The 19520-nt window shown below is 69.8% G+C and carries 20 protein-coding genes; 15 read left to right on the top strand and 5 right to left on the bottom strand.

Annotation, left to right across the window (positions count from 1 at the left end; all coding sequences use genetic code 11):
- Positions 1-18 precede the first annotated feature (18 nt).
- The gene (locus tag ACFQU4_RS19010) at positions 19-441 is read right to left on the bottom strand and encodes a DUF4307 domain-containing protein (RefSeq protein ID WP_377494736.1); all 423 of its coding nucleotides are present in this window, start codon (positions 439-441) and stop codon (positions 19-21) included.
- 258 nt (positions 442-699) lie between these two features.
- On the opposite strand from ACFQU4_RS19010, the gene mca reads away from it, so the two are divergent.
- The 6 genes from mca (at position 700) to ACFQU4_RS18980 (ending at position 7261) form a co-directional block, all read left to right on the top strand.
- The gene (gene mca / locus ACFQU4_RS19005) at positions 700-1671 is read left to right on the top strand and encodes a mycothiol conjugate amidase Mca (RefSeq protein ID WP_377494734.1); all 972 of its coding nucleotides are present in this window, start codon (positions 700-702) and stop codon (positions 1669-1671) included.
- The gene (locus ACFQU4_RS19000) at positions 1668-1886 is read left to right on the top strand and encodes a hypothetical protein (protein WP_377494732.1); all 219 of its coding nucleotides are present in this window, start codon (positions 1668-1670) and stop codon (positions 1884-1886) included. Before mca ends, ACFQU4_RS19000 begins: the two co-directional genes overlap by 4 nt.
- A gap of 39 nt (positions 1887-1925) precedes the next feature.
- Positions 1926-3608, top strand: a complete 1683-nt coding sequence (araB, locus tag ACFQU4_RS18995) for a ribulokinase (RefSeq protein WP_377494730.1) — start codon at positions 1926-1928, stop codon at positions 3606-3608.
- Between the two features lie 2 nt (positions 3609-3610).
- The gene (locus tag ACFQU4_RS18990; RefSeq protein WP_377494728.1) at positions 3611-4291 is read left to right on the top strand and encodes an L-ribulose-5-phosphate 4-epimerase; all 681 of its coding nucleotides are present in this window, start codon (positions 3611-3613) and stop codon (positions 4289-4291) included.
- Positions 4292-4293: 2 nt separating this feature from the next.
- Entirely contained in the window at positions 4294-5790 is a 1497-nt protein-coding gene (araA, locus tag ACFQU4_RS18985) for an L-arabinose isomerase (RefSeq protein WP_377494726.1), read from the top strand.
- A gap of 487 nt (positions 5791-6277) precedes the next feature.
- Entirely contained in the window at positions 6278-7261 is a 984-nt protein-coding gene (locus ACFQU4_RS18980; RefSeq protein ID WP_377494724.1) for a TIGR03557 family F420-dependent LLM class oxidoreductase, read from the top strand.
- On the opposite strand, the gene ACFQU4_RS18975 is transcribed toward ACFQU4_RS18980, so the two are convergent.
- From ACFQU4_RS18975 to ACFQU4_RS18965, 3 genes are read right to left on the bottom strand one after another with little or no spacing between them, the layout of a single operon-like run.
- Positions 7216-8028, bottom strand: a complete 813-nt coding sequence (locus ACFQU4_RS18975) for an ABC transporter ATP-binding protein (protein WP_377494722.1) — start codon at positions 8026-8028, stop codon at positions 7216-7218. The two genes, ACFQU4_RS18980 and ACFQU4_RS18975, sit on opposite strands and share 46 nt — an antisense overlap.
- Positions 8025-9098: an iron chelate uptake ABC transporter family permease subunit gene (locus ACFQU4_RS18970; protein ID WP_377494720.1), complete on the bottom strand. Its 1074-nt coding sequence runs from the start codon at positions 9096-9098 to the stop codon at positions 8025-8027. The genes ACFQU4_RS18975 and ACFQU4_RS18970 overlap by 4 nt, the downstream gene beginning before the upstream one ends.
- Positions 9095-10051 carry a putative F420-0 ABC transporter substrate-binding protein gene (locus ACFQU4_RS18965; RefSeq protein WP_377494718.1) on the bottom strand — a complete coding sequence of 319 codons (957 nt, stop codon included), beginning with the start codon at positions 10049-10051 and terminating at the stop codon, positions 9095-9097. The genes ACFQU4_RS18970 and ACFQU4_RS18965 overlap by 4 nt, the downstream gene beginning before the upstream one ends.
- A 229-nt stretch (positions 10052-10280) precedes the next feature.
- Between ACFQU4_RS18965 and ACFQU4_RS18960 the strand changes: the two genes are divergently transcribed.
- From ACFQU4_RS18960 to ACFQU4_RS18920, 9 genes are read left to right on the top strand one after another with little or no spacing between them, the layout of a single operon-like run.
- Positions 10281-11234 (top strand): nucleoside hydrolase, encoded by a 954-nt coding sequence (locus ACFQU4_RS18960; protein WP_377494716.1) that lies wholly within the window; start codon positions 10281-10283, stop codon positions 11232-11234.
- Positions 11234-12562 carry an extracellular solute-binding protein gene (locus tag ACFQU4_RS18955; protein WP_377494714.1) on the top strand — a complete coding sequence of 443 codons (1329 nt, stop codon included), beginning with the start codon at positions 11234-11236 and terminating at the stop codon, positions 12560-12562. The genes ACFQU4_RS18960 and ACFQU4_RS18955 overlap by 1 nt, the downstream gene beginning before the upstream one ends.
- A 4-nt stretch (positions 12563-12566) precedes the next feature.
- Positions 12567-13439 (top strand): carbohydrate ABC transporter permease, encoded by an 873-nt coding sequence (locus ACFQU4_RS18950; protein ID WP_377494712.1) that lies wholly within the window; start codon positions 12567-12569, stop codon positions 13437-13439.
- Positions 13436-14341, top strand: coding sequence for a carbohydrate ABC transporter permease (locus ACFQU4_RS18945; RefSeq protein ID WP_377494710.1), 906 nt, complete (start codon positions 13436-13438; stop codon positions 14339-14341). The genes ACFQU4_RS18950 and ACFQU4_RS18945 overlap by 4 nt, the downstream gene beginning before the upstream one ends.
- 21 nt (positions 14342-14362) lie before the next feature.
- On the top strand, positions 14363-15385 hold the full coding sequence (locus ACFQU4_RS18940) for a LacI family DNA-binding transcriptional regulator (RefSeq protein ID WP_377494708.1): 1023 nt from the start codon (positions 14363-14365) through the stop codon (positions 15383-15385).
- Positions 15386-15394: 9 nt separating this feature from the next.
- Positions 15395-15769, top strand: a complete 375-nt coding sequence (locus ACFQU4_RS18935) for a YybH family protein (RefSeq protein WP_377494706.1) — start codon at positions 15395-15397, stop codon at positions 15767-15769.
- Entirely contained in the window at positions 15744-16733 is a 990-nt protein-coding gene (locus tag ACFQU4_RS18930) for an alpha/beta fold hydrolase (RefSeq protein ID WP_377494704.1), read from the top strand. The genes ACFQU4_RS18935 and ACFQU4_RS18930 overlap by 26 nt, the downstream gene beginning before the upstream one ends.
- 45 nt (positions 16734-16778) lie before the next feature.
- Positions 16779-17540, top strand: a complete 762-nt coding sequence (locus ACFQU4_RS18925; RefSeq protein WP_377494702.1) for a helix-turn-helix transcriptional regulator — start codon at positions 16779-16781, stop codon at positions 17538-17540.
- Positions 17537-18385 carry a hypothetical protein gene (locus tag ACFQU4_RS18920; RefSeq protein ID WP_377494700.1) on the top strand — a complete coding sequence of 283 codons (849 nt, stop codon included), beginning with the start codon at positions 17537-17539 and terminating at the stop codon, positions 18383-18385. Before ACFQU4_RS18925 ends, ACFQU4_RS18920 begins: the two co-directional genes overlap by 4 nt.
- A 1-nt stretch (position 18386) precedes the next feature.
- Here the strand turns inward: ACFQU4_RS18920 and ACFQU4_RS18915 are convergent, their stop codons facing one another.
- On the bottom strand, positions 18387-19520 hold the full coding sequence (locus tag ACFQU4_RS18915; RefSeq protein WP_377494698.1) for a hypothetical protein: 1134 nt from the start codon (positions 19518-19520) through the stop codon (positions 18387-18389).

Below are 19520 nucleotides of genomic sequence, written 5' to 3'. Positions count from 1 at the left end.
AGCAAGCAGTGCCGGGGTTCAGCCTTGAAGTCGGCATCCGTCCACCGAGGCCGAGCTGGCTCGGCGCAGCGTCTTGATCCGTACGGTGAGGTCGGCCAGCTCGTGCTCGCTGGGCGGCACCGCGACCTGCACCTCGCCGACCCGTTCGAAGTCGATCGCCTGCGCGATGGCCAGGCAGGTGACCGGGATCGACGGGTCCTCCCGCTGCACCGTCAGGGTCACCTCGGTCTCGGTGTCGCTGATCACGCGGTAGCCGGCCAGCTGACCGCTCACCGCCGGCTGGGCATGGATCGTGGCGACCCAGATCAGCCAGCCGAGGCCGGCCAGGGCACAGATCCCGACCAGGGCGACGACCAGTTGCCGGGGGACCCGCGACCGCGGGTAGCGATTCCGGATCCGCTCGGCGGCAGCGGCGTCGAGGCTCGGGGCCGGCTCGGGCATGGAGTGGGCGGTGTGTCTCGGGATTGGCTCACCGGTGGGAGGCACCTGGGCACGCACCTCGCTGCGTTCTCCTCGGTCGCGATACAACCCGGTATCGCTCCCTCGTCGGCCTTGCGATGCACGCACCCAGGCACCTCCCACCGGCAAGCCAATCCCGAGACACACCGCCAGTATCCAGCACCCGGTACGAGCTCCGGGCCCGGCCCGGCAGACGGGCCCGATCCGCACCCACCTCGTTGCAGGTGGCAGCATGTGCGCATGACTGATCTCGCTTCTGGAGCCGCGGCGGGCCGGCCGGTCCGAGTGGACGCGGCCGGCGAGCCTCTGCGGCTGTTGCACGTCCACGCCCACCCCGACGACGAGTCGAGCAAGGGGGCCGCGAGCACGGCCCGCTACGTCGCGGAAGGCGTCGAGGTGGTGGTCGCCACCTGTACCGGTGGCGAGCGCGGATCGATCCTCAACCCGGCCATGGACCGCCCCGACGTGCTCGCCAATCTGGCCGAGATCCGCCGGCAGGAGATGGACCGGGCGCGGGAGATCCTCGGCATCCGGCAGGTCTGGCTCGGCTTCGTCGACTCCGGGTTGCCGGAGGGTGATCCGCTGCCGCCGCTGCCCGAGGGCTCCTTCGCCCTGGTGCCGCTGGCCGAGGCCGCCGAGCCGCTGGTCCGGCTGATCCGCGAGTTCCGGCCGCACGTGATCACCACGTACGACGAGAACGGCGGCTACCCGCACCCGGACCACATCAAGTGCCACGAGATCAGCGTCGCCGCGTACGAGGCGGCCGGCGATCCGGAGGCGTACCCGGACGCGGGCGAGCCGTGGACGCCGCTGAAGCTCTATTACCAGTTCACCTTCCACCGGGAACGGATCGTGGCGCTGGACCAGGCGATGCGGGACCGCGGCCTGGAGTCGCCGTACGCGGAGCGGCTCGCCGAGTGGAAGCCCGATCCGGACCATCAGGCCCGGGTCACCACCCGGGTGCCGTGCGCCGACTACTTCGCGGTACGGGACCAGGCGCTGCTCGCCCACGCGACGCAGATCGATCCGCTCGGCCACTGGTTCAGCGTGCCCCTGGAACTGCACCAGTCGGCCTGGCCGACCGAGGACTTCGAGCTGGCCCGCAGCCGGGTGTCGTCGGCGGCGCCGGAGGACGATCTGTTCGCCGGCATCGCGGTGGATCCTGCGGCCGGCAACGGCAGCGGCAAGCAGAGCTCGAGGGTCCCGGCATGATCGCGCTGGAGCTGGACCCGAACCTGGTCAAGCCGGGCTGGACGGCGTTGATCATCGTCATCGTGCTGGCCGCGATCATGGTCTTCCTGTTCATCAGCATGATGCGCCAAATGCGCAAGATCAAGGTCCCGCGCTCGGATGATGATCAAGCTCCGGTCGACGATGAGACCCGGGTCGATGATCAGGAGAAGCACGAGCAGCACAACGGCACCTGACGGTTCCGCAGCAAGATCAACTCGGTGAGGAGTTCCCAGATGACGGCTGACCCCGCGCAGACGTACACGATCGGTATCGACTTCGGCACCCTGTCCGGCCGGGCCCTGGTGGTCCGTGTCTCGGACGGGGCCGAACTCGCCTCGGCGGTGCACGAGTATCCGCACGGAGTCGTCGACGACACGCTGCCGACCACCGGAGAGAAGCTGCCGCCCGACTGGGCGCTGCAGGTGCCGGAGGACTACCGCGAGGTGCTCCGGAAGGCGGTGCCGGCGGCGATCGAGGCGGCCGGGATCGACCCGTCCCAGGTGATCGGCATCGGCACCGACTTCACCGCCTGCACGATGGTGCCGACCACCGACGACGGCACGCCGCTGAACGAGGTGCCGCAGTTCGCCGACCGCAAGCACGCGTACGTGAAGCTGTGGCGGCACCACGCGGCGCAGGGGCAGGCGGACCGGATCAACCAGGTCGCCGCCGAGCGCGGCGAGTCGTGGCTGGCCCGCTACGGCGGCCTGATCTCCTCGGAGTGGGAGTTCGCCAAGGGCCTGCAGGTGCTGGAGGAGGACCCCGAGGTCTACGCCGCGATCGAGCACTGGGTCGAGGGCGCCGACTGGATCGTCTGGCAGCTGACCGGGACCTACACCCGGAACGCCTGCACGGCCGGCTACAAGGGGATCCGGCAGGACGGCGCGTACCCGTCGAAGGAATACCTGGCCGCGCTGAACCCGGACTTCGCCGACTTCGTGGAGACCAAGGTCGACTGGCCGATCATCCAGCTCGGTGAGAACGCTGGCGGGCTGTCGGCGCAGGCCGCGGAGTGGACCGGGCTGCCGGAGGGCATCGCGGTGTCGGCCGGCAACGTCGACGCGCACGTGACGAACCCGGCCGGCCAGGCTATCGCGCCGGGTCAGATGGTGGCGATCATGGGCACGTCGACCTGCCACATCATGAACTCCGACGAGCTGCGTGAGGTGCCCGGCATGTGCGGCGTCGTCGAGGGCGGCGTCACCAAGGGCCTGTACGGCTACGAGGCCGGCCAGTCCGGCGTCGGCGACATCTTCGCCTGGTACGTCCGCAACGGCGTGCCCGCCTCGTACACGGAGGAGGCCGAGAAGCAGGGCGTCAGCGTGCACGAGATCCTCACCGCGAAGGCCGCCGAGCAGGGCGTCGGCGAGCACGGGCTGATCGCGCTGGACTGGCACAGCGGCAACCGCTCGGTGCTCGTCGATCATGATCTTTCCGGCGTGATCGTGGGGCAGACCCTGGCGACCAGGCCGGAGGAGATCTACCGCGCCCTGATCGAGGCGACGGCCTTCGGCGCCCGGACGATCGTCGACGCGTTCAACACGGCGGGCGTGCCGGTGAAGGAGTTCGTCGCGGCCGGCGGACTGGTCAAGAACCCGCTGCTGATGCAGATCTACGCCGACATCCTCGACCTGCCGATCACCGTGGTCACCTCCGACCAGGCGCCGGCGCTCGGGTCCGCGATCCACGCCGCCGTCGCCGCCGGGGCGTACCCGGACGTCGCCGCGGCCGCCGAGAAGATGGGCCGGTCGGAGAAGGCGAAGTTCAAGCCGATCGCCGAGAACGTGGAGATCTACGCCAAGCTCTACCAGGAGTACACGCTGCTGCACGACTACTTCGGTCGCGGCGAGAACGAGGTCATGCACCGGTTGCGAGAGCTCCGCCGGGACGCCGCCGCGCGTCGGAACGGCAACTGATCATGGCCGAGGTGGACCCGGACGAGGCGCTGTTCCTGATCCAGCAGGAGGTCTCCGACCTGCACGCCGAGCTGCCGAAGAATGATCTTGTGGTGTGGACGGCCGGCAACGTGTCGGCCCGGGTGCCCGGCCGGGACCTGTTGGTGATCAAGCCCTCCGGGATCCGGTACGAGGAGCTCAGCCCGGGCCTGATGGTGGTCTGCGACCTGGACGGCAACCTGGTCGACGGTGATCATGCGCCGTCGTCGGACACCGCCGCGCACGCGTACGTCTACAAGCACTGGCCGGAGATCAACGGCGTGGTGCACACCCACTCGACGTACGCGACGGCCTGGGCGGCCCGCGGCGAGCCGATCCCTTGCGTGCTGACGATGATGGCCGACGAGTTCGGCGGCGAGGTGCCGGTCGGCCCGTTCGCCCTGATCGGCGACGACTCGATCGGCCGCGGCATCGTGGAGACGCTGCGTGATCATCGTTCGAAGGCCGTCCTGATGCAGAACCACGGCGTCTTCACGGTCGGCCCGTCGGCGAAGGCCGCGGTCAAGGCGGCGGTGCTCTGCGAGGAGGTGGCCCGCACAGTCCACGTCGCCCGTCAGCTGGGCGAGCCGATCCCGATCCCGCAGAGCGACATCGACAGCCTCTACGAGCGTTATCAGAACGTGTACGGACAACGACAAGGGTGATCATGACCGAACGAGTTCAGCAGGTGTGGTTCCTCACCGGAAGCCAGGGCCTGTACGGTCCGGAGACCCTCGACCAGGTCGCGGACCAGTCCCGAGCGATCGTTGATCAACTCAACGCCGCCGCCGAGCTGCCGCTGGACGTGGTCTGGCAGCCGGTGCTGACCGACTCCGAGGCGATCCACCGGCAGATCCTGGCCGCGAACTCCGATCCGGACTGCGTCGGCGTGATCGCCTGGATGCACACGTTCTCGCCGGCGAAGATGTGGATCACCGGGCTGGACGCCCTGCAGGTGCCGCTGCTGCACCTGCACACCCAGGCGAACGTCGACCTGCCCTGGGCCGAGATCGACATGGACTTCATGAACCTGAACCAGGCCGCGCATGGCGACCGCGAGTTCGGCTACATCCAGACCCGGCTCGCGGTGCCCCGCAAGACGGTGGCCGGGCACGTGTCCGACCCGCAGGCCCGGCAGCGGATCGGCGCCTGGCAGCGGGCGGCCAGGGGAGTGGCGGCGCTGCGCTCGCTGCGGCTGGTCCGGTTCGGCGACAACATGCGCGACGTCGCCGTGACCGAGGGCGACAAGGTCGAGGCGCAGCTGCGGTTCGGCGTCTCGGTGAACACGTACGGCGTGAACGATCTGGTCGCGGTCGTCGACCAGATCGCCGACACCGAGATCGATTCCTTGATCACCGAGTACGTCGACACGTACGACCTGGCGCCGGAGCTTGCGCCGGGCGGCGATCGGCACGACGCGCTGCGCTACGGCGCCCGGATCGAGGCCGGACTGCGGGCGTTCCTGACCGACGGCGGCTACGGCGCGTTCACCACGAACTTCGAGGACCTCGGCGGGCTGCAGCAGCTGCCCGGCCTGGCCGTCCAGCGGCTGATGGCCGACGGGTACGGCTTCGGCGGCGAGGGCGACTGGAAGACCTCGATGGTGCTGCACACGGTGAAGGCGATCGGCGCCGGCCGGCCCGGCGGCACCTCGTTCATGGAGGACTACACGTACAACCTGGTGCCCGGCTCGGAGAAGATCCTTGGCGCCCACATGCTCGAGGTCTGCCCGACCATCGCCGCCGAGCGGCCGCGGATCGAGATCCACCCGCTCGGCATCGGCAACCGGTCCGACCCGGTCCGGCTGGTCTTCGACGCGGCCCGCGGCCCGGCCACCGTCCTCGGCATCTGCGACCTCGGCGACCGGTTCCGGCTGGTGCTGAACGAGGTCGACGTGGTGCCGCCCGACCAGCCGCTGCCGAACCTGCCGGTGGCCCGGGCCGTCTGGGAGCCGAAGCCGGAATTCGCCACCTCGACCGAGTGCTGGCTCACCGCCGGCGGCCCGCACCACACCGTGCTCTCGACCGCGGTCAGCACCGAGGAACTGGAGGACTTCGCCCGGATCGCCGGCGTGGAGCTGGCGATCATCGACGCCGACACCACCCGCCGCGGCTTCGCCAACGAACTCCGCTGGAACCAAGCCGCCCACCGCCTAGGCCTCTAACCCCCCCAAAAAAAAGCCCGCTGACTGGGCACAAAAGCAGGCGTTCTGGCGGCGTGTCGCTGCAGAGGTGCCCTGTCGGCGATCGAGGGATGGGCCCCGGGCCGTGGAGTCGACCCGCGAGCCGGTACGACGACAACGCGACGCTCTTCACTACGACGCGCGATGTTCCTCACCGAGTGGACGATGGTGGCAAGGGTTCGCGTCCGAAGCTGCCGTATGCGTCCACTCGGTGACCTGGGCGAGGTGCAGGCGTCTCGACCGCTCGGAGCGGGCGCCGACCCGTACCGGATCAATCCAAGTCGACCAGCCCGCGATCGATGGTCCAGCAGACTCCCGGCCCTGCAGTTGTCCTGCCCTCGGCTCCACCTTGAGCATGCGCTGCCGCAACCCCTCCCTGCCGACTCGGCACCTCAGCAGCGACACGCCGTCAAAACGCCTGCTTTTGTGCCCGGTGGGCGGATTGGGGGGTGGGGGTTAGGGTGCCGGAGTGGCGATCATCGGGCACGCGATCATGCTGGAGGCAGTCGCGCCGGGGCGTGCGGTGCAGCTCGCGGAATCGGCGGAGCGGCACGGGTTCGGGTCGGTGATGTTCTCGGACCGGTTCGCGCCGTGGACCGCCGGTCAGGGGCAGGCGGCGTTCGTCTGGAACGTGGCCGCGGCCGCGTCGGCCCGGACCGGCATCGCGGTCAATCCCGGGGTGATCAGCCCGACCTACCGGATGCATCCCGCGGTGGTCGCGCAGGCGTCGGCGACGCTGGCGGCCCTGTTCCCGGATCGGCACTGGCTCGGCATCGGGGCCGGCGAGTTGATCAACGAGCACGTCACCGGGCAGTACTGGCCCGAGCCGCCGCGCCGGATCAACCGGATGTTCTCGGCGATCGACATCATCCGGAAGCTCTTCACCGGTCGCGAGGCCCGGCACTCCGATCCAGAGTTGATCATGGAACAGGCGCGGCTGTGGACGCTGCCGGAGCGGTTGCCGAAGATCCTGGTGGCGACCGCCGGACCGGTCACGGCGCGGCGGGCCGGTGGGATGGCCGACGGCATGATCACCGAAGGCGGCAGGGCGGATCAGGTTGCGGGGCTGTTCGAGCAGCTGCGGACCGGCGCGCTGCGGGCCGGCACCGACCCGCGCCGGCTCTACCGGGTGGTCCGGCTGCACCACGCCTGGGCCGAGACCGAGCCCGATGCGCTGGCGGCGGCCGTCGACCACTGGCCGGTCCCGGCAGTGCGCTATCCGGTCTCCGAGGTACGCAACACCCGTGACTTCGAGCAACTGGCCCGGCGCCTCCGGCGGGAGGACTTCGCCGACCGCATGATCATCTCCAGCGATCTCGACGCCCACCGGCAGCGGATCCAGCAGTTCCTCGACCTCGGTGTCGACGAGGTGCAACTGCACCTGGCCGGACCCGATCCGGAACGCGCTCAGGCGGTCTTCGGCGCCGAGGTGCTGCCCAAGCTGAACTCCTGATCGCGGTCGAACACGAGCACCGGGCGGTCACTGTCCGGGCGGTCCAGCAGCTGCACCCGGACACCGTACGTCGAGCCGATCAGTTCCGGTGTGAGTACGGTCTCCGGCGGTCCGGCGGCGACCACCCGGCCGTGGTCGAGCAGCACCAGCCAGTCGCAGAAGGTCGCGGCCAGGTTGAGATCGTGGACGGCGGCGATACCGGTCCGGCCAAGATCGGCCACCTGCGCCATGATCATCAGCTGGGCGGCCAAGTCGAGGTGGTTGGTCGGTTCGTCCAAGATCAACACCTCGGGCTGCTGGGCCAGCGCGCGGGCCAGCTGGACCCGTTGCTGCTCGCCTCCGGACAGGGTGCTCCAGCGGCGCTCGGCGTACTCGATCATGCCGACCGCGACCAGCGCGTCCAGCACTGCAGCCCGGTCTGCCGGGCCGGGCGGCTGCCAGCGGCCGAGGTGCGGAATCCGGCCCAGCTCGACCACCTGCCGGACCAGCAGCGGCTGTTCCGTGGTCGACTGTTGTTCCAGGTACGCGACGCGCCGGGCCCGGAGCCGTCGCGGCAGCCGGTGCAGATCATGATCACCGAGCAGGATCTGGCCGCCGACCGGCCGGGTCAGCCCGGCGATCAGCCGCAGCAGGGTGGACTTGCCGGCGCCGTTGGGCCCGAGGACGCCGGTCAGCCGCCCGGCGGGGGCGGTCAGCGAAACCCCGTGCAGCAAGGGGATCCCGTCGATCGCGTACCGGACGTCGTCGACCTGGACCGGAGTGCTCATGCGGCCCTCCGCTGACGCCAGAGCAGCAGGCAGAAGACCGGTGCACCGATCAGTGCGGTGAGGATGCCGACCGGGACCTCCTCGGGCGCCAGGACGGTCCGGGCGGCGGTGTCGGTCCAGATCAGGAAGATCGCTCCGGCCGGGGCGAGCACCGGGAGCAGCCGGGCGTGTGCCGGGCCGGTGATGAAGCGGACCGCGTGCGGGAGGGTGAGGCCGAGGAATCCGATCGCTCCGCTGACGGCCACCGCCGAGCCGGTCAGCAGGGCGACCAGGCCGAGCAGGATCATCCGGGTCGGCCCGGCGGCGACGCCGAGCGAACCGGCCAGTTGATCACCGAAGGCGAACGCGTCCAGCGACCGGGCGTAGCCGAGCAGCACCAGCCCGGCCGCGACGATGATCGGCCCGGCCACCGCGAGGGAGGCCCAGTCGGCGCCGCCCAGCGAACCCATCAGCCAGGCCAGCACCTCCCGGTAGGAGTCGCCCTGGGCGTTTGAGAAGATCACGAAGGAGGTCCCGGCCGAACAGATCTGGGCGACCGCGATCCCGGCCAGCACGATCCTGGTCGAGCCGCGCGTCGCGGCCCGGCCGGCCAGCGCCAGCGCCCCGGCCAGCGCCAGCATCGCGCCGAGGAACGCCGCCAGCGGCAGCACCAGGCCGACGCCGAGCAGCAGCACCGACACCGCACCGAGAGCGGCGCCGGACGACAGCCCGAGCAGGTACGGATCCGCCAGCGGGTTCTGGGTCAGTGTCTGCATCACCGACCCGGACAGGGCCAGCGCCGCACCGACCAGCGCGGCGGTGAGCACCCGCGGCAGCCGGAGCTCGAAGATGATCGCGTCGTCCAGCCGGGGCAGCCCGACCGGGGTCAGTCCGAGGTGGTGGCCGATCGACTGGGCCACCTGGGCCGGGCCGAGCCCGCTGGCGCCCACGGCCGTCGCCGCCAGCACCGACGCTGCGAGCAAGATCACCAGCACGCCGCCGACCAGCCAGATCGGCAGCCCGGACCGCCGGCCCGCCGGCGGCCGGGGCCCCGGTGGCGCGGTCGGTGGCCGGGTGATCACCGCGGTCACGGCGTGCTCGCCAACTGTTCGGCCAGGTCGGTGACCGCCTCGGCCGTCGCCACGCCGCCCTCGCCGGCCGGGAACCGTACCGTCAGATAACGCTGCTCCCGTACGGCATCCAGGGCGGCGGCGGGGGACTCGGCGAGCACCTTCTTCTTCGACTCGGCGGTGTTCCAGGTGGCGTCGACCAGCACGATCAGGTCCGGGTCCTGCTTCAGCACGCTCTCCCAGGAGACCGTGCTCCAGGTGTCCTCGACTGCGCCGAAGACGTTCCGGACGCCGATCGAGTCCATGATCAACTGCGGAGCGCCGATGCCGGCGCCGACGTACGGACTGTCGGTGCCGGAGCTGTACCAGAGCACGGTCCGCTGCCCGGCATCCTTCTTCACGGCGGCCAGCGCCTCGCGCTGCTCGGTGATCAACTTCTCGGCCCGCTCCGGCACGCCGAAGATCGCGGCGACCTCGCGCATCTCGCGCTCCAGCAGGTCACGGGTCAACGGCTTCGGCTGGTAGGCCGGCTCCTTGCAGGCCGCCGGCGCGACGTAGCTGGCCACGCCGAGCTCGGCCAGCCCGGTCCGGTCGCCGGCACCCTGCGCGGTCAGGTTGCTCTCCCAACCGGCGTACACGAAGTCGGGCCGGGCCGCGAGCAGCGCCTCCCGGCCGGGCACCTTGTCGGCCAGCACCGGCGGCGGCGTCCCGTACTTCTCCGGCAGTGGCCCGTCGCCGAACGCGGTGCCGACGATCTTGTCGCCGAGCCCCAGCGCCAGCAGCAGTTCGATCGCGGTCGACTTGATCGCCACCACCCGCTCCGGCGGGCGTCGGATCGTGACTTCGGTGCCGCAGTTGTCCAGCGTGACGGTACGAAAGCTGGGAGCGACCGGCTGGGCCGACGGCGCGGGCGTACTGCAACCGGCCAGCAGGACCAGGAACATGAGGGAGACCAGGGCGCGCACGGGCAGCATCCTTCGAGGCAGGGTAGGAACAACCGCCGTGGTGAACACGGCCTCGACGACACCCACCGACCACAGCCCGGCCGGCCGACACGCACCACAATCCTGACGCGCGGGCTCTGCCATCGTAATCGATCCCGCGCGTGGTCCCACGGGTGGACCAGAACTGGTTGCGGTCGCGTTCAACACGTGTCAACATGGCGAACCAGAACTTCGTCAACACGTGTTGAGGACTCGAATCATGGAACGTGTGATGCTCGATGTCGACCTGGCCATGGGTGCTCCGGGGAGCGACGTCGACGATGGGTTCGCGCTGGCGCTGGCGCTGGCCGACCCCGACATCTCGCTGGAACTCGTCACCACTGTCAACGGGAACACCGACGTCGCGTCGGCGACCACGCTGACCCTCGAACTGCTGCACCGGCTCGGTCATCCCGAGGTCCCGGTGCACCGCGGCGCCCAGGTGCCGTTGCTCCGTCCGCAGGCCAAGTTCGGCTCCGTGCCGGAGGAGGTCGTGGTCCGTGAACCACGGCCGATGCCCGCCGCGGCGGCCATGGTCGAGCACGTCCGCGCCAACCCGGGGGAGATCACCCTGGTCGCGGTCGGGCCGCTGACCAACGTCGCGCTGGCGATGCGGTTGGACCACACCTTCGCCTCGTCGCTGAAGCGGCTGGTGATCATGGGCGGCGTCTTCAACCAGCCGACCAACGAGACCCGGATGCCCGGTGAGTACAACATCTGGAACGACCCGGAGGCGGCCGAGATCGTGCTCGGCTCCGGCATCGTCGCGCAGTGGGTCGGGCTCGACGTCACGCTCAAGGTCCGGGTGACCATGGAGGAGGCCCGGGCGATGGCGGCGAGTGATCACGAGTTCGCGGCCTTCGCCGGCCGCTACACCGTGGCCTGGATCGACCACCTGAGCAGCCGCCGGCCGGAGCAGGTCGGGTCCTGCGCGATGCACGATCCGCTCGCCGTCGCCGCGGTGACCCATCCGGAGTTGATCACCTGGCAGGACTCCTACGTCCAGGTGGAGACCGGCGACCGGCTCCGCGGCGCGATGCTGGCCGACCCGCTGACCCGCGGCTGGGCCCCGGACGGCGACGGTACGAAGCTCGAGCCGAACGCGTCGATCGCCGTCGACGTCGATGCCGCCGGCTTCACCCGATTCTTCATGGACAAGCTGAAGGAGTTGTGATGCGCCTCAGGTCATTGCTGACCAGCCTCACCGCCGGAGCCGGCGCGCTGGTCCTCTTCGCGGCCTGCGCGAGCGGCCCGGCCGAGAGCCCGGGCACCGGCCAGCCCTGGTCGATCCCGGACACCGACCCGACCACGACGATCAAGGTCGTCGGCATCCTCGACCCGAAGGCCGACGGGATGACCGACGTGGTCGCGGCGTTCGAGAAGGAACACCCGACGATCAAGGTCGACTACCAGTACGTGCCGTTCGATGACCTGAACAGCGTGCTGGACTCGCGGATCACCCAGAAGACGGGCGATCCGGACGTGTTCTGGGTCGACCAGCCGCGGGTGCCGGCGCTGGCCACCCGGGGTTACCTGGAGGACCTGTCCGGCCCGTTCCAGGGGCTGACCGACGCGCTGCAGCCGGTCACCGTCGAGGCGAGTTCGTTCGGCGGCAAGCTGTACTCGCTGCCGGTCGCGAACTCGACCCAACTCCTCTTCTACAACAAGGATCTGCTCGACGCGGCCGGGGTGAAGCCGCCGTCGACCGACGACGCCGCCCGGATCACCTGGCAGCAGTTGAAGCAGGACGCCGCGCAGGTGCAGCAGAAGGGCAACGCGCAGCACGGCCTGCTGCTCGGCCAGCCGGACCGCTACTACCAGTTGGAGCCGCTGCCGTACTCGGCGGGCGGCGGACTCGGTGCGACCGGTGACGGCAATCTGACGCCGGACGTGACCAACGACGGCTGGGTGCAGTCGATGACCTACTACGGCTCGCTGTACGCGGACAAGATCACCCCGCGCGGCATCCCGGCCGAGCAGATCGACTCGACCTTCCTGGCCGGCAAGACGGCCTATCTGGTCGAGGGCAACTGGATGGTCGGCAAGCTCGCCGATTCCAAGATCAACTGGGGCGCGGCGCTGAACCCGGTCTGGCAGGGCGGCGAGCCGGCCAGCCCGACCGGCTCCTGGTCGGTCGGCATCAACCCGTTCTCCAAGAACAAGGAGGCGTCGGCGATCTTCCTGCGCTGGCTGGCGATCGACGGCGAGAGCGGGTACGCCAAGCACCGCGCGTACGCCGAGCTGCCGGCGAACACGGCCGGCCTGAAGTCGTACCTGCAGGCCGAGATGTTCACCTCCTCCGAAGGCGGCCAGCAGGCCGCAAAGGTGGTCGAGTACGAGACCGAGCACACCGCGGTGGGCCGGGTCTCGACGGCCGGCTACATCGAGTTCGAGGACATCATGGGCCGGGCGTTCTCCGACATCGCCAACGGCGCGGATCCGAAGCAGGCCTTGGAATCCGCGCAGAGCCAGCTGGCGACAGCCTGGAAGCAGTACCAGTAGCGCCATGCTCCGTCGTCGCACTGTGATCACCGCCGCGGTGTTCCTCGCCCCGGCGCTGCTGGCGATCGTGCTGCTCCGGCTGGTGCCGTTCGCCGGCGCGGTCTGGTCCACCCTGTTCGAGCGGGTCGGCGTCGGCCTGCTCGCCGAGGAACGGTTCGCCGGGCTGAAGAACTACGCCGTGCTGTTCAGTGATCAGCTGTTCCTGGGCACGCTGGTTCGTACCGTCCTGTTCAACCTGGTGATCAATCCGCTGCAGATCGCCCTGGCGATGGCGGTGGCGGTGCTGTTGACCCGGAAGCTGCCCGGCCGTGGCATCTGGCGGACGGCGGTGTTCATCCCGTGCACGATCCCGATCGTCGGGTCGTCGATCGCCTGGGGTGTCGCGCTGCGCAACGACGGCCCGGTCAACGGCCTGCTCGGCGTGTTCGGCATCGGGCCGCAGCCGTTCTTCACCTCGCCGGCCCAGGCGCTGCCCAGCATCGTGCTGGTGGCGTCCTGGGTCGGCATCGGCTACTGGATGCTGTTCCTGATCGGCGGCCTGAACGACATCAATCGTGAGGTGTACGAGGCGGCGTCGATCGACGGCGCCGGGGCCTGGCGGACGTTCTGGTCGATCACGCTGCCGCTGATGAAGCGGCCGCTGCTGTTCGTCCTGGTCGCGGACACGGTGGCGAACTTCGTCCTGTTCGTCCCGGTGCAGATGCTGACCAACGGTGGGCCACAGGAGTCGACCACGCTGTTGATGTTCGACGCCTACCGGCGCACCTACACGTACTCGCAGCCGAACCTCGGTGCCACCTCGACCCTCGTCCTGACCTTGATCATGTTGCTGATCGTCGCGATCCAGTTCCGGCTGCTCCGGGAGCGTGACGCATGACCACCCTGCTGACCGAACCGTCGACGAGTACGGTGCGTGTGGTCGTGCCGAGACGGTCGAAGGGCCGGTTCCAGGCCGGCTTGTTGATCACGCTGCTGACCGTGCTGGCCGTGATCGTGGCGCTGCTGTTCGCCCTGCCGGCGCTCTGGATGCTGTTCGGCTCGCTGCGGCCGGGCAGCCAGGTGATCGAGAGCGTCAGCCCGCTCAGTTGGCGGACACTGATCCCGGACCTCTGGACGCTGGACAACTACCGGGCCCTGTTCGGGGAGTTGCGGTTCGGCCAGAGCATGGCCAACTCGCTGCTGGTCGCGTTCGCCTCGGTGATCATCGGCCTGGCCATCTCGGTGCCGGCGGCGTACGCGCTGACCGTGCTCCGGTTCCGCGGCCGCGAGTTCATCTTCGCGCTGCTGGTGATCGGCTTCATGATTCCGTTCGAGGCGATCGCGATTCCGCTGGCCCAGTTCTTCACCAGCTGGCACCTGAACAACAGCTACCTCGGCCTGATCCTGCCCGGCATCGGCAACGGGCTGGCGATCTTCAACATGAGGCAGTTCTTCCGCGGTATCCCGACGTCGCTGCGCGAGGCGGCGGTGATCGACGGCGCCTCCGATTTCCGGATCATGACCAGGATCTACGTGCCGCTCAGCGTCACCACCCTGATCAACTCCGGGCTGCTGATCTTCCTCGGCCAGTGGTCCTCGTACCTGTGGCCGCTGCTGATCATCTCCGAGGAGGCCAAGCAGGTGGCGCCGATCGCGATCGCCCGGACCTTCACGGACACGGAGTTCAACTTCGGCCAGATGTTCGGCGGGGCGCTGCTGATCTCGGTGGTGCCGGCGGTACTGCTGCTGTTCCTGCAACGGTTCTTCGCGGCTACGATCGCGAGCAGCGGCGAGAAATGATCACGACTGCGGGGGACGATTGTGGCGATCACGAGAGCTGATGTGGCCAGGGCGGCGGGGGTGTCGCCGGCTCTGGTCAGCTACGTTCTGAACGGCGGCCCGCGGCCGGTGTCGGCCGAGGCCCGGGAACGGGTGCTGGCCGCGGTGGCCGAGCTGAACTACCGGCCGAACCGGATCGCCCGGGCGTTGCGGGAGAACCGGACCCACTCGATCGCGATGCTGATGCCGGATCACCGGAACCCGCACTTCGGCGAACTGGCCCAGGCGGTCGAGGACGAGGCGTTCCGGAACGACTACATGTTGATCATCGGTACCGCGGACAACCAGACCGAGCGGGAGTCGGCGTACCTCCGGGCGTTCGTCGACCGTCAGGTGGACGGGCTGTTGTTGATCTCCGCGGCCTCGCATCCGGACGTCAGCATGCTGGACGAGGTACGGCTGCCGGTGGTGCTGCTGGACCGCGCGCCGCAGGGGACCGGCTTCTCCTCGGTCGTGATCGACAACCGGACCGCCGCCGCCGAGGCCGTTGATCATCTGCTGTCCCATGATCGCCGGAATCCGGTCTGCCTGGCCGGACCGGCCGAGATCGACGCGGTCCAGGAGCGGGTGGCCGGCTGGCAGGACGCGCTGGACCGGGCCGGGATGACCGCCGCCGCACCGGTGCACACCAGCTTCTCCAGCGAGGGCGGCTACCGCGCGATGCGCGAGCTGATCACCGCCGGCCGCGCGTTCGACGCCGTCTTCGCCACCAGTGACGCGCAGGCGATCGGTGCCATCGCCGCCTGCGCCGAGGCGGGGCTGCGGGTTCCCGATGATCTTGCCGTGGTCGCCTTCGACGGCACCGAGGCCGGCCGGTACGGGCAGCCGCCGCTCACCTCGGTCGACCAGGACGTCGCCGCCCTGGCCCGGACGGCCCTGGAGACCCTGGTCGGGCTGAGCCGGCGCGAGCACACCGAGGCCGTACACCGGGTGCTCCGGCCCCGGCTGCGGATCGGCCGATCCTGCGGCTGTACGCCGGAGGAGAGTGTCGGCGGCGGCGATTAGCGTCGTCGTATGACGCGCGCAACCGAACCCGGCCACCTCGGCCCGCTCCTGGTCGAGGCGATCAACGCCGGCGACCTCGACGGCCTGGTCGACCTCTATGAACCCGAGGCCGCGCTGGAGTTGCCGGACGGATCGGTGGCCCGCGGCCGGGCCGAGATCCGGGAGTTCTACGCGGCGTTCCTGGCCGGGCGGCCGGTGCTGACGCCGGGCGAGCCGCTGCCGCCGCTGGTGGTCGGTGATCTCGCTCTGACCAACACCCGGATCGGTCCGGACACCACCTGCGAGGTGGCCCGGCGGCAGCCGGACGGGTCCTGGCGGTGGCTGCTGGACCGGCCGAGCCTCGCTCTAGGATCGGCAGGTGTTCCCCAAGACTCCGATACGTGAATCAGGCCTGCTCGACGTCGGCTCCGGTCAGTCCGTCTACTGGGAGGAGTCCGGCCGGCCGGACGGCATCCCGGCGCTCTACCTGCACGGCGGACCGGGTGGCACCCTCGGTCCTGGTGGGTACGTCACCAAGTTCGACCCGGAACGGTTCCGGATCATCGGGATCGACCAGCGCGGCTGCGGCCGGTCCGTACCGCTCGCGACCGATTCCGATCATGATCTTGCCGGCAACACCACCCAGGCGCTGATCGCCGACTGCGAACAACTGCGCGAGACGCTCGGCGTCGACCGGTGGGTGATCAACGGCGTGTCCTGGGGGTCCACCCTCGCGCTGGCGTACGCGCTGGAACATCCGGACCGGGTGCTCGGCATCGTGATCATGGCCGTGACCACGACCGGCCGCGCCGAGGTGGACTGGATCACCGAGCGGGTCGGCGCGGTGTTCCCCGAAGCGTGGGACCGCTACGCGGGCCACGCCGAAGCGGCCGGGATTGGTTACCGGCGGCACGAGTCGCGGATCGTCGAGGCGTACGCGAAGTTGATCACCGACCCCGATCCGGCGGTACGTGACGCCGCGTCGCTGGCCTGGGCCGAGTGGGAGGACCACCACATCTCCCTCGCCGCCGGGCTGCGGCGCGACCCGCGCTGGGACGATCAGGTCTTCCGCCAGGTCTTCGTCACCCTGGCCACCCACTACTGGGCGGCCGACGGGTTCCTCGAACCGCCGATCCTGGCCCGGGCGAGCGAGCTCGCCGGGATCCCGGGAACCCTGATCCACGGTCGCGCCGACATCAGCGGCCCGTTGATCACCGCCTGGGAACTGAACCGGGCCTGGCCGGACTCGGAGTTGATCATCGACGAGGGCGAGGGACACGGCGGCACCCGGATGGTCGACGCCTGGGCCGCGGCGAACTCCCGGCTGGCCGACCGGATCCTGGGGTCGAGCGGGTCGACAGCCGACTGAGGACATCCCTGTTGCAGATTTGCAACAGCTAGCTAAGCTGACGGCATGGATCTTGCGGAGCGCATCTCGACGCTGCGCCGGGTGAACGGGCTGAGCGCTCGTCAACTCGCGGCGTTGGCCGACGTCGCTCCGACGACGGTGACCAGGATCGAGGCCGGCACGGTGAGTCCGTCCTTCGATCTGGCGCAGGAGATCCTGGCGGTCCTGGGTGAGCCGATCGGATTCACCGGAGTCGCCGACACCGCCGCCGTCGCGGCCGCGAGGCTGGCGCTCGATCCCGCGCTGGACCTTGCGCGGCCGACGGCGGTCGAGACATGGCTGCAGCGCTGGGCGCGGATCGGTCTTGTCGATGCCGCCGGCCGGGCGGTGGTCGGCAGGGAAGCGGACCTGCTGTTCCGCGCCGGACGTGTTGCTCGTTTGTCGCGTCGCCCGGGCGCTGTGGAGTTCGAACCCGGGCCGTCGGCGCACGAGGTCGCCGAGTCGCTCGGCCGAGCAGGCGTTGACTATGCGCTCACGGGTGATGCCGGTGCCAACCTCTACCGCTCCAGCGCGGGCGAGACGTGGCCCGTGCTCTACGTCGGAGACCTGGCCCGCGCGGCGGGCGTGGCCGGCCTCGCACGGAAGGAGCCGGGTGCGTTCGGGATGCGGCTCACGCTGATCCCCTTCGACGGCGTCAGCGAGGTCGGTCGGACTGTGATCGGCGGCGTCACGGTCGCTGCGCGGGACCAAGTGATCATCGATGCGTACGGCGGCATCGACCGGATGGCTGAGCAGGCCGACATCCTGACCGGACGGCGGGTGGCGTGACCGGCCTCAACGCTCCGAGTTCAGAGCTGGAGTGGAGTCGCCGGGCGATCATCAACGTGGTCGGCGTTCTGGAAGCGCACGCCGAGTCCTTGACTCTGGTCGGAGCCCACGCGGTCCTCCTGCGGACGGCGGATCTCAACGTGCCAGGGATGCCGACCGGCGACGGTGATCTCGGGGTGACGCCCGGTCTGGTGGCTGATCTGCCCAGCATCGAGGTGCTACTGGCCGCCGCCGGCTACGAGCACCGCACCACGGCTCGTCCGGGACTGTGGGGGCGGAAGGCGTACGACGAGGCCGACGGCACCCGGAACTTCCGGGAGAAGATCGACCTGCTGGCCCCGCACGGACTCTCCGGCACGACCAGTCGCAGCAAGCGCGGCGTGCCGGCGCTACAGCCCGCACATGGGAAGCACGCGGTCGGCAACGCTCTGGGCCTCGAGCCCGCGGCCTTCAACCGATCAGTCATGACGATCACCGACTTCGCGGATCCGCGGCTGTCGGTGCAGATCCAGGTTGCGGAGACTCCAGCGCTCATCCTCGCCAAGGGCTCCAAGGTCGGCGAACTGCTACGCGAGCCACGCAAGGGCGCCGTCAGCGACAAGGACCTCGGCGACCTCTGGCGGCTCATGGCCGTCGCCGACCCGGGCGAGACGGCGCGGGTGATCGCGGAGTTCCTCAGCCACGCCGACGTTGGCACCGATATCCGCCAGAGCGTCGAGTGGACCGCTTCCGTGGTGCGCGACCCACTCAGCCGCGAACGAGCGAAGTCCACGTTCGACACCTTCGTCGACCCTGCCGCGATCGACCGCGTCTTCGACCTGTGGCGCGACGCGCTGCCCGACTGAATCAGCCGAGTATGCCCCGGAAGTAGTCGCTCAGGCCCGGGACCTCGCTGGTGTCTCTCGGGCCGATGACGTACGCCGGGATCCCGTCGACGGCCCAGGGCGAGGTGGTCGCGACGTTCAGTTCGGCCGTGCCCTTCGCGGCGTGGATGCCGATGCAGTCTCCTGTATCGACGAGGACGACCTGGGTCTTTCCTTCCTTGCCGTGGATCCGGAGGACAACCCACTCGTCGGTGTAGGAGTCGATGCACTGCAGCTTGGGCGCCGAGTCGATCGCGGCCAGGAATGTGCGCGTCGAGGCGGCGTCGACCTCGGTGGCGTACTGGAGTGGAAAGCCGTTCGATCCTTCAGTTCGCCGGTACGCGCACACGGACATGCCGGTGGGATCGTCGACGGTGAAGTCGCTGACCGTCCGTTCACCGAGCTCGGCTTCGCAATCGGTACCGGGATTGGCCCTTGCGGTGCTGAGGATCCGCTCGCGCAACGCGTCGTCCTTCGTCGCCACCGTGACCGTACTGCCGCCGACCTTGACGGTCGTCTGCTGCCAGCCGCCGCCAAGATCACGGGTGCCCGGTTCGAGCGAGGCACCGAGCCAGGCGTAGGGGGCGGTCGGTTGCGGAAGATCTTGATCATGAACGACGGAGCAGGCGTCGGTCATCATGATCGGCCGTCCGACGTAGGGCAGGGCCGCGTCCTGGACCGGCTTGCCGTCGGCGGACCGGTAGGCCGCCATGCCGCAGTCGTACAGGTTGCCCGAGCGCGCGGATTCGCCGAATTCCTCCGGCGGGCTGGGCGCTCCGCCCCAACCCCAGTCCGGCGGGACGGAGACCTGGACGCCGTGCCAGGACTCCCACCGCCAGTCGCTGGGCGCCGGCGGGTTGGCCACCCGCGTGCGATCGTCGGACGGGGGTACGGGAACGTTGCCGTCCGGTACGACCAGCGCACCGACGACGAGGATCCCCACCGCTGCGGCGACCGCCGCCGGAAGCACCCAACGGCGGGACCGGGAACGGTTCACCGGGACCGGCACGTCGGTGTCGACCTGCCCGGCTCGCTCCGCCAGCCCGGCCCGCATCAGCTGTTCGAGCTCGTCGTCCGTGGGATCGGTCCTGCCCGGACCGGGTCGCTCCTCGACCAT

It is taken from the genome of Microlunatus sp. GCM10028923 (assembly GCF_042666975.1).
Taxonomy (GTDB): domain Bacteria; phylum Actinomycetota; class Actinomycetes; order Propionibacteriales; family Propionibacteriaceae; genus Microlunatus.
Note: the sequence above shows the minus strand (reverse complement) of the source record. Positions and strands in the feature narration are given on the sequence as shown.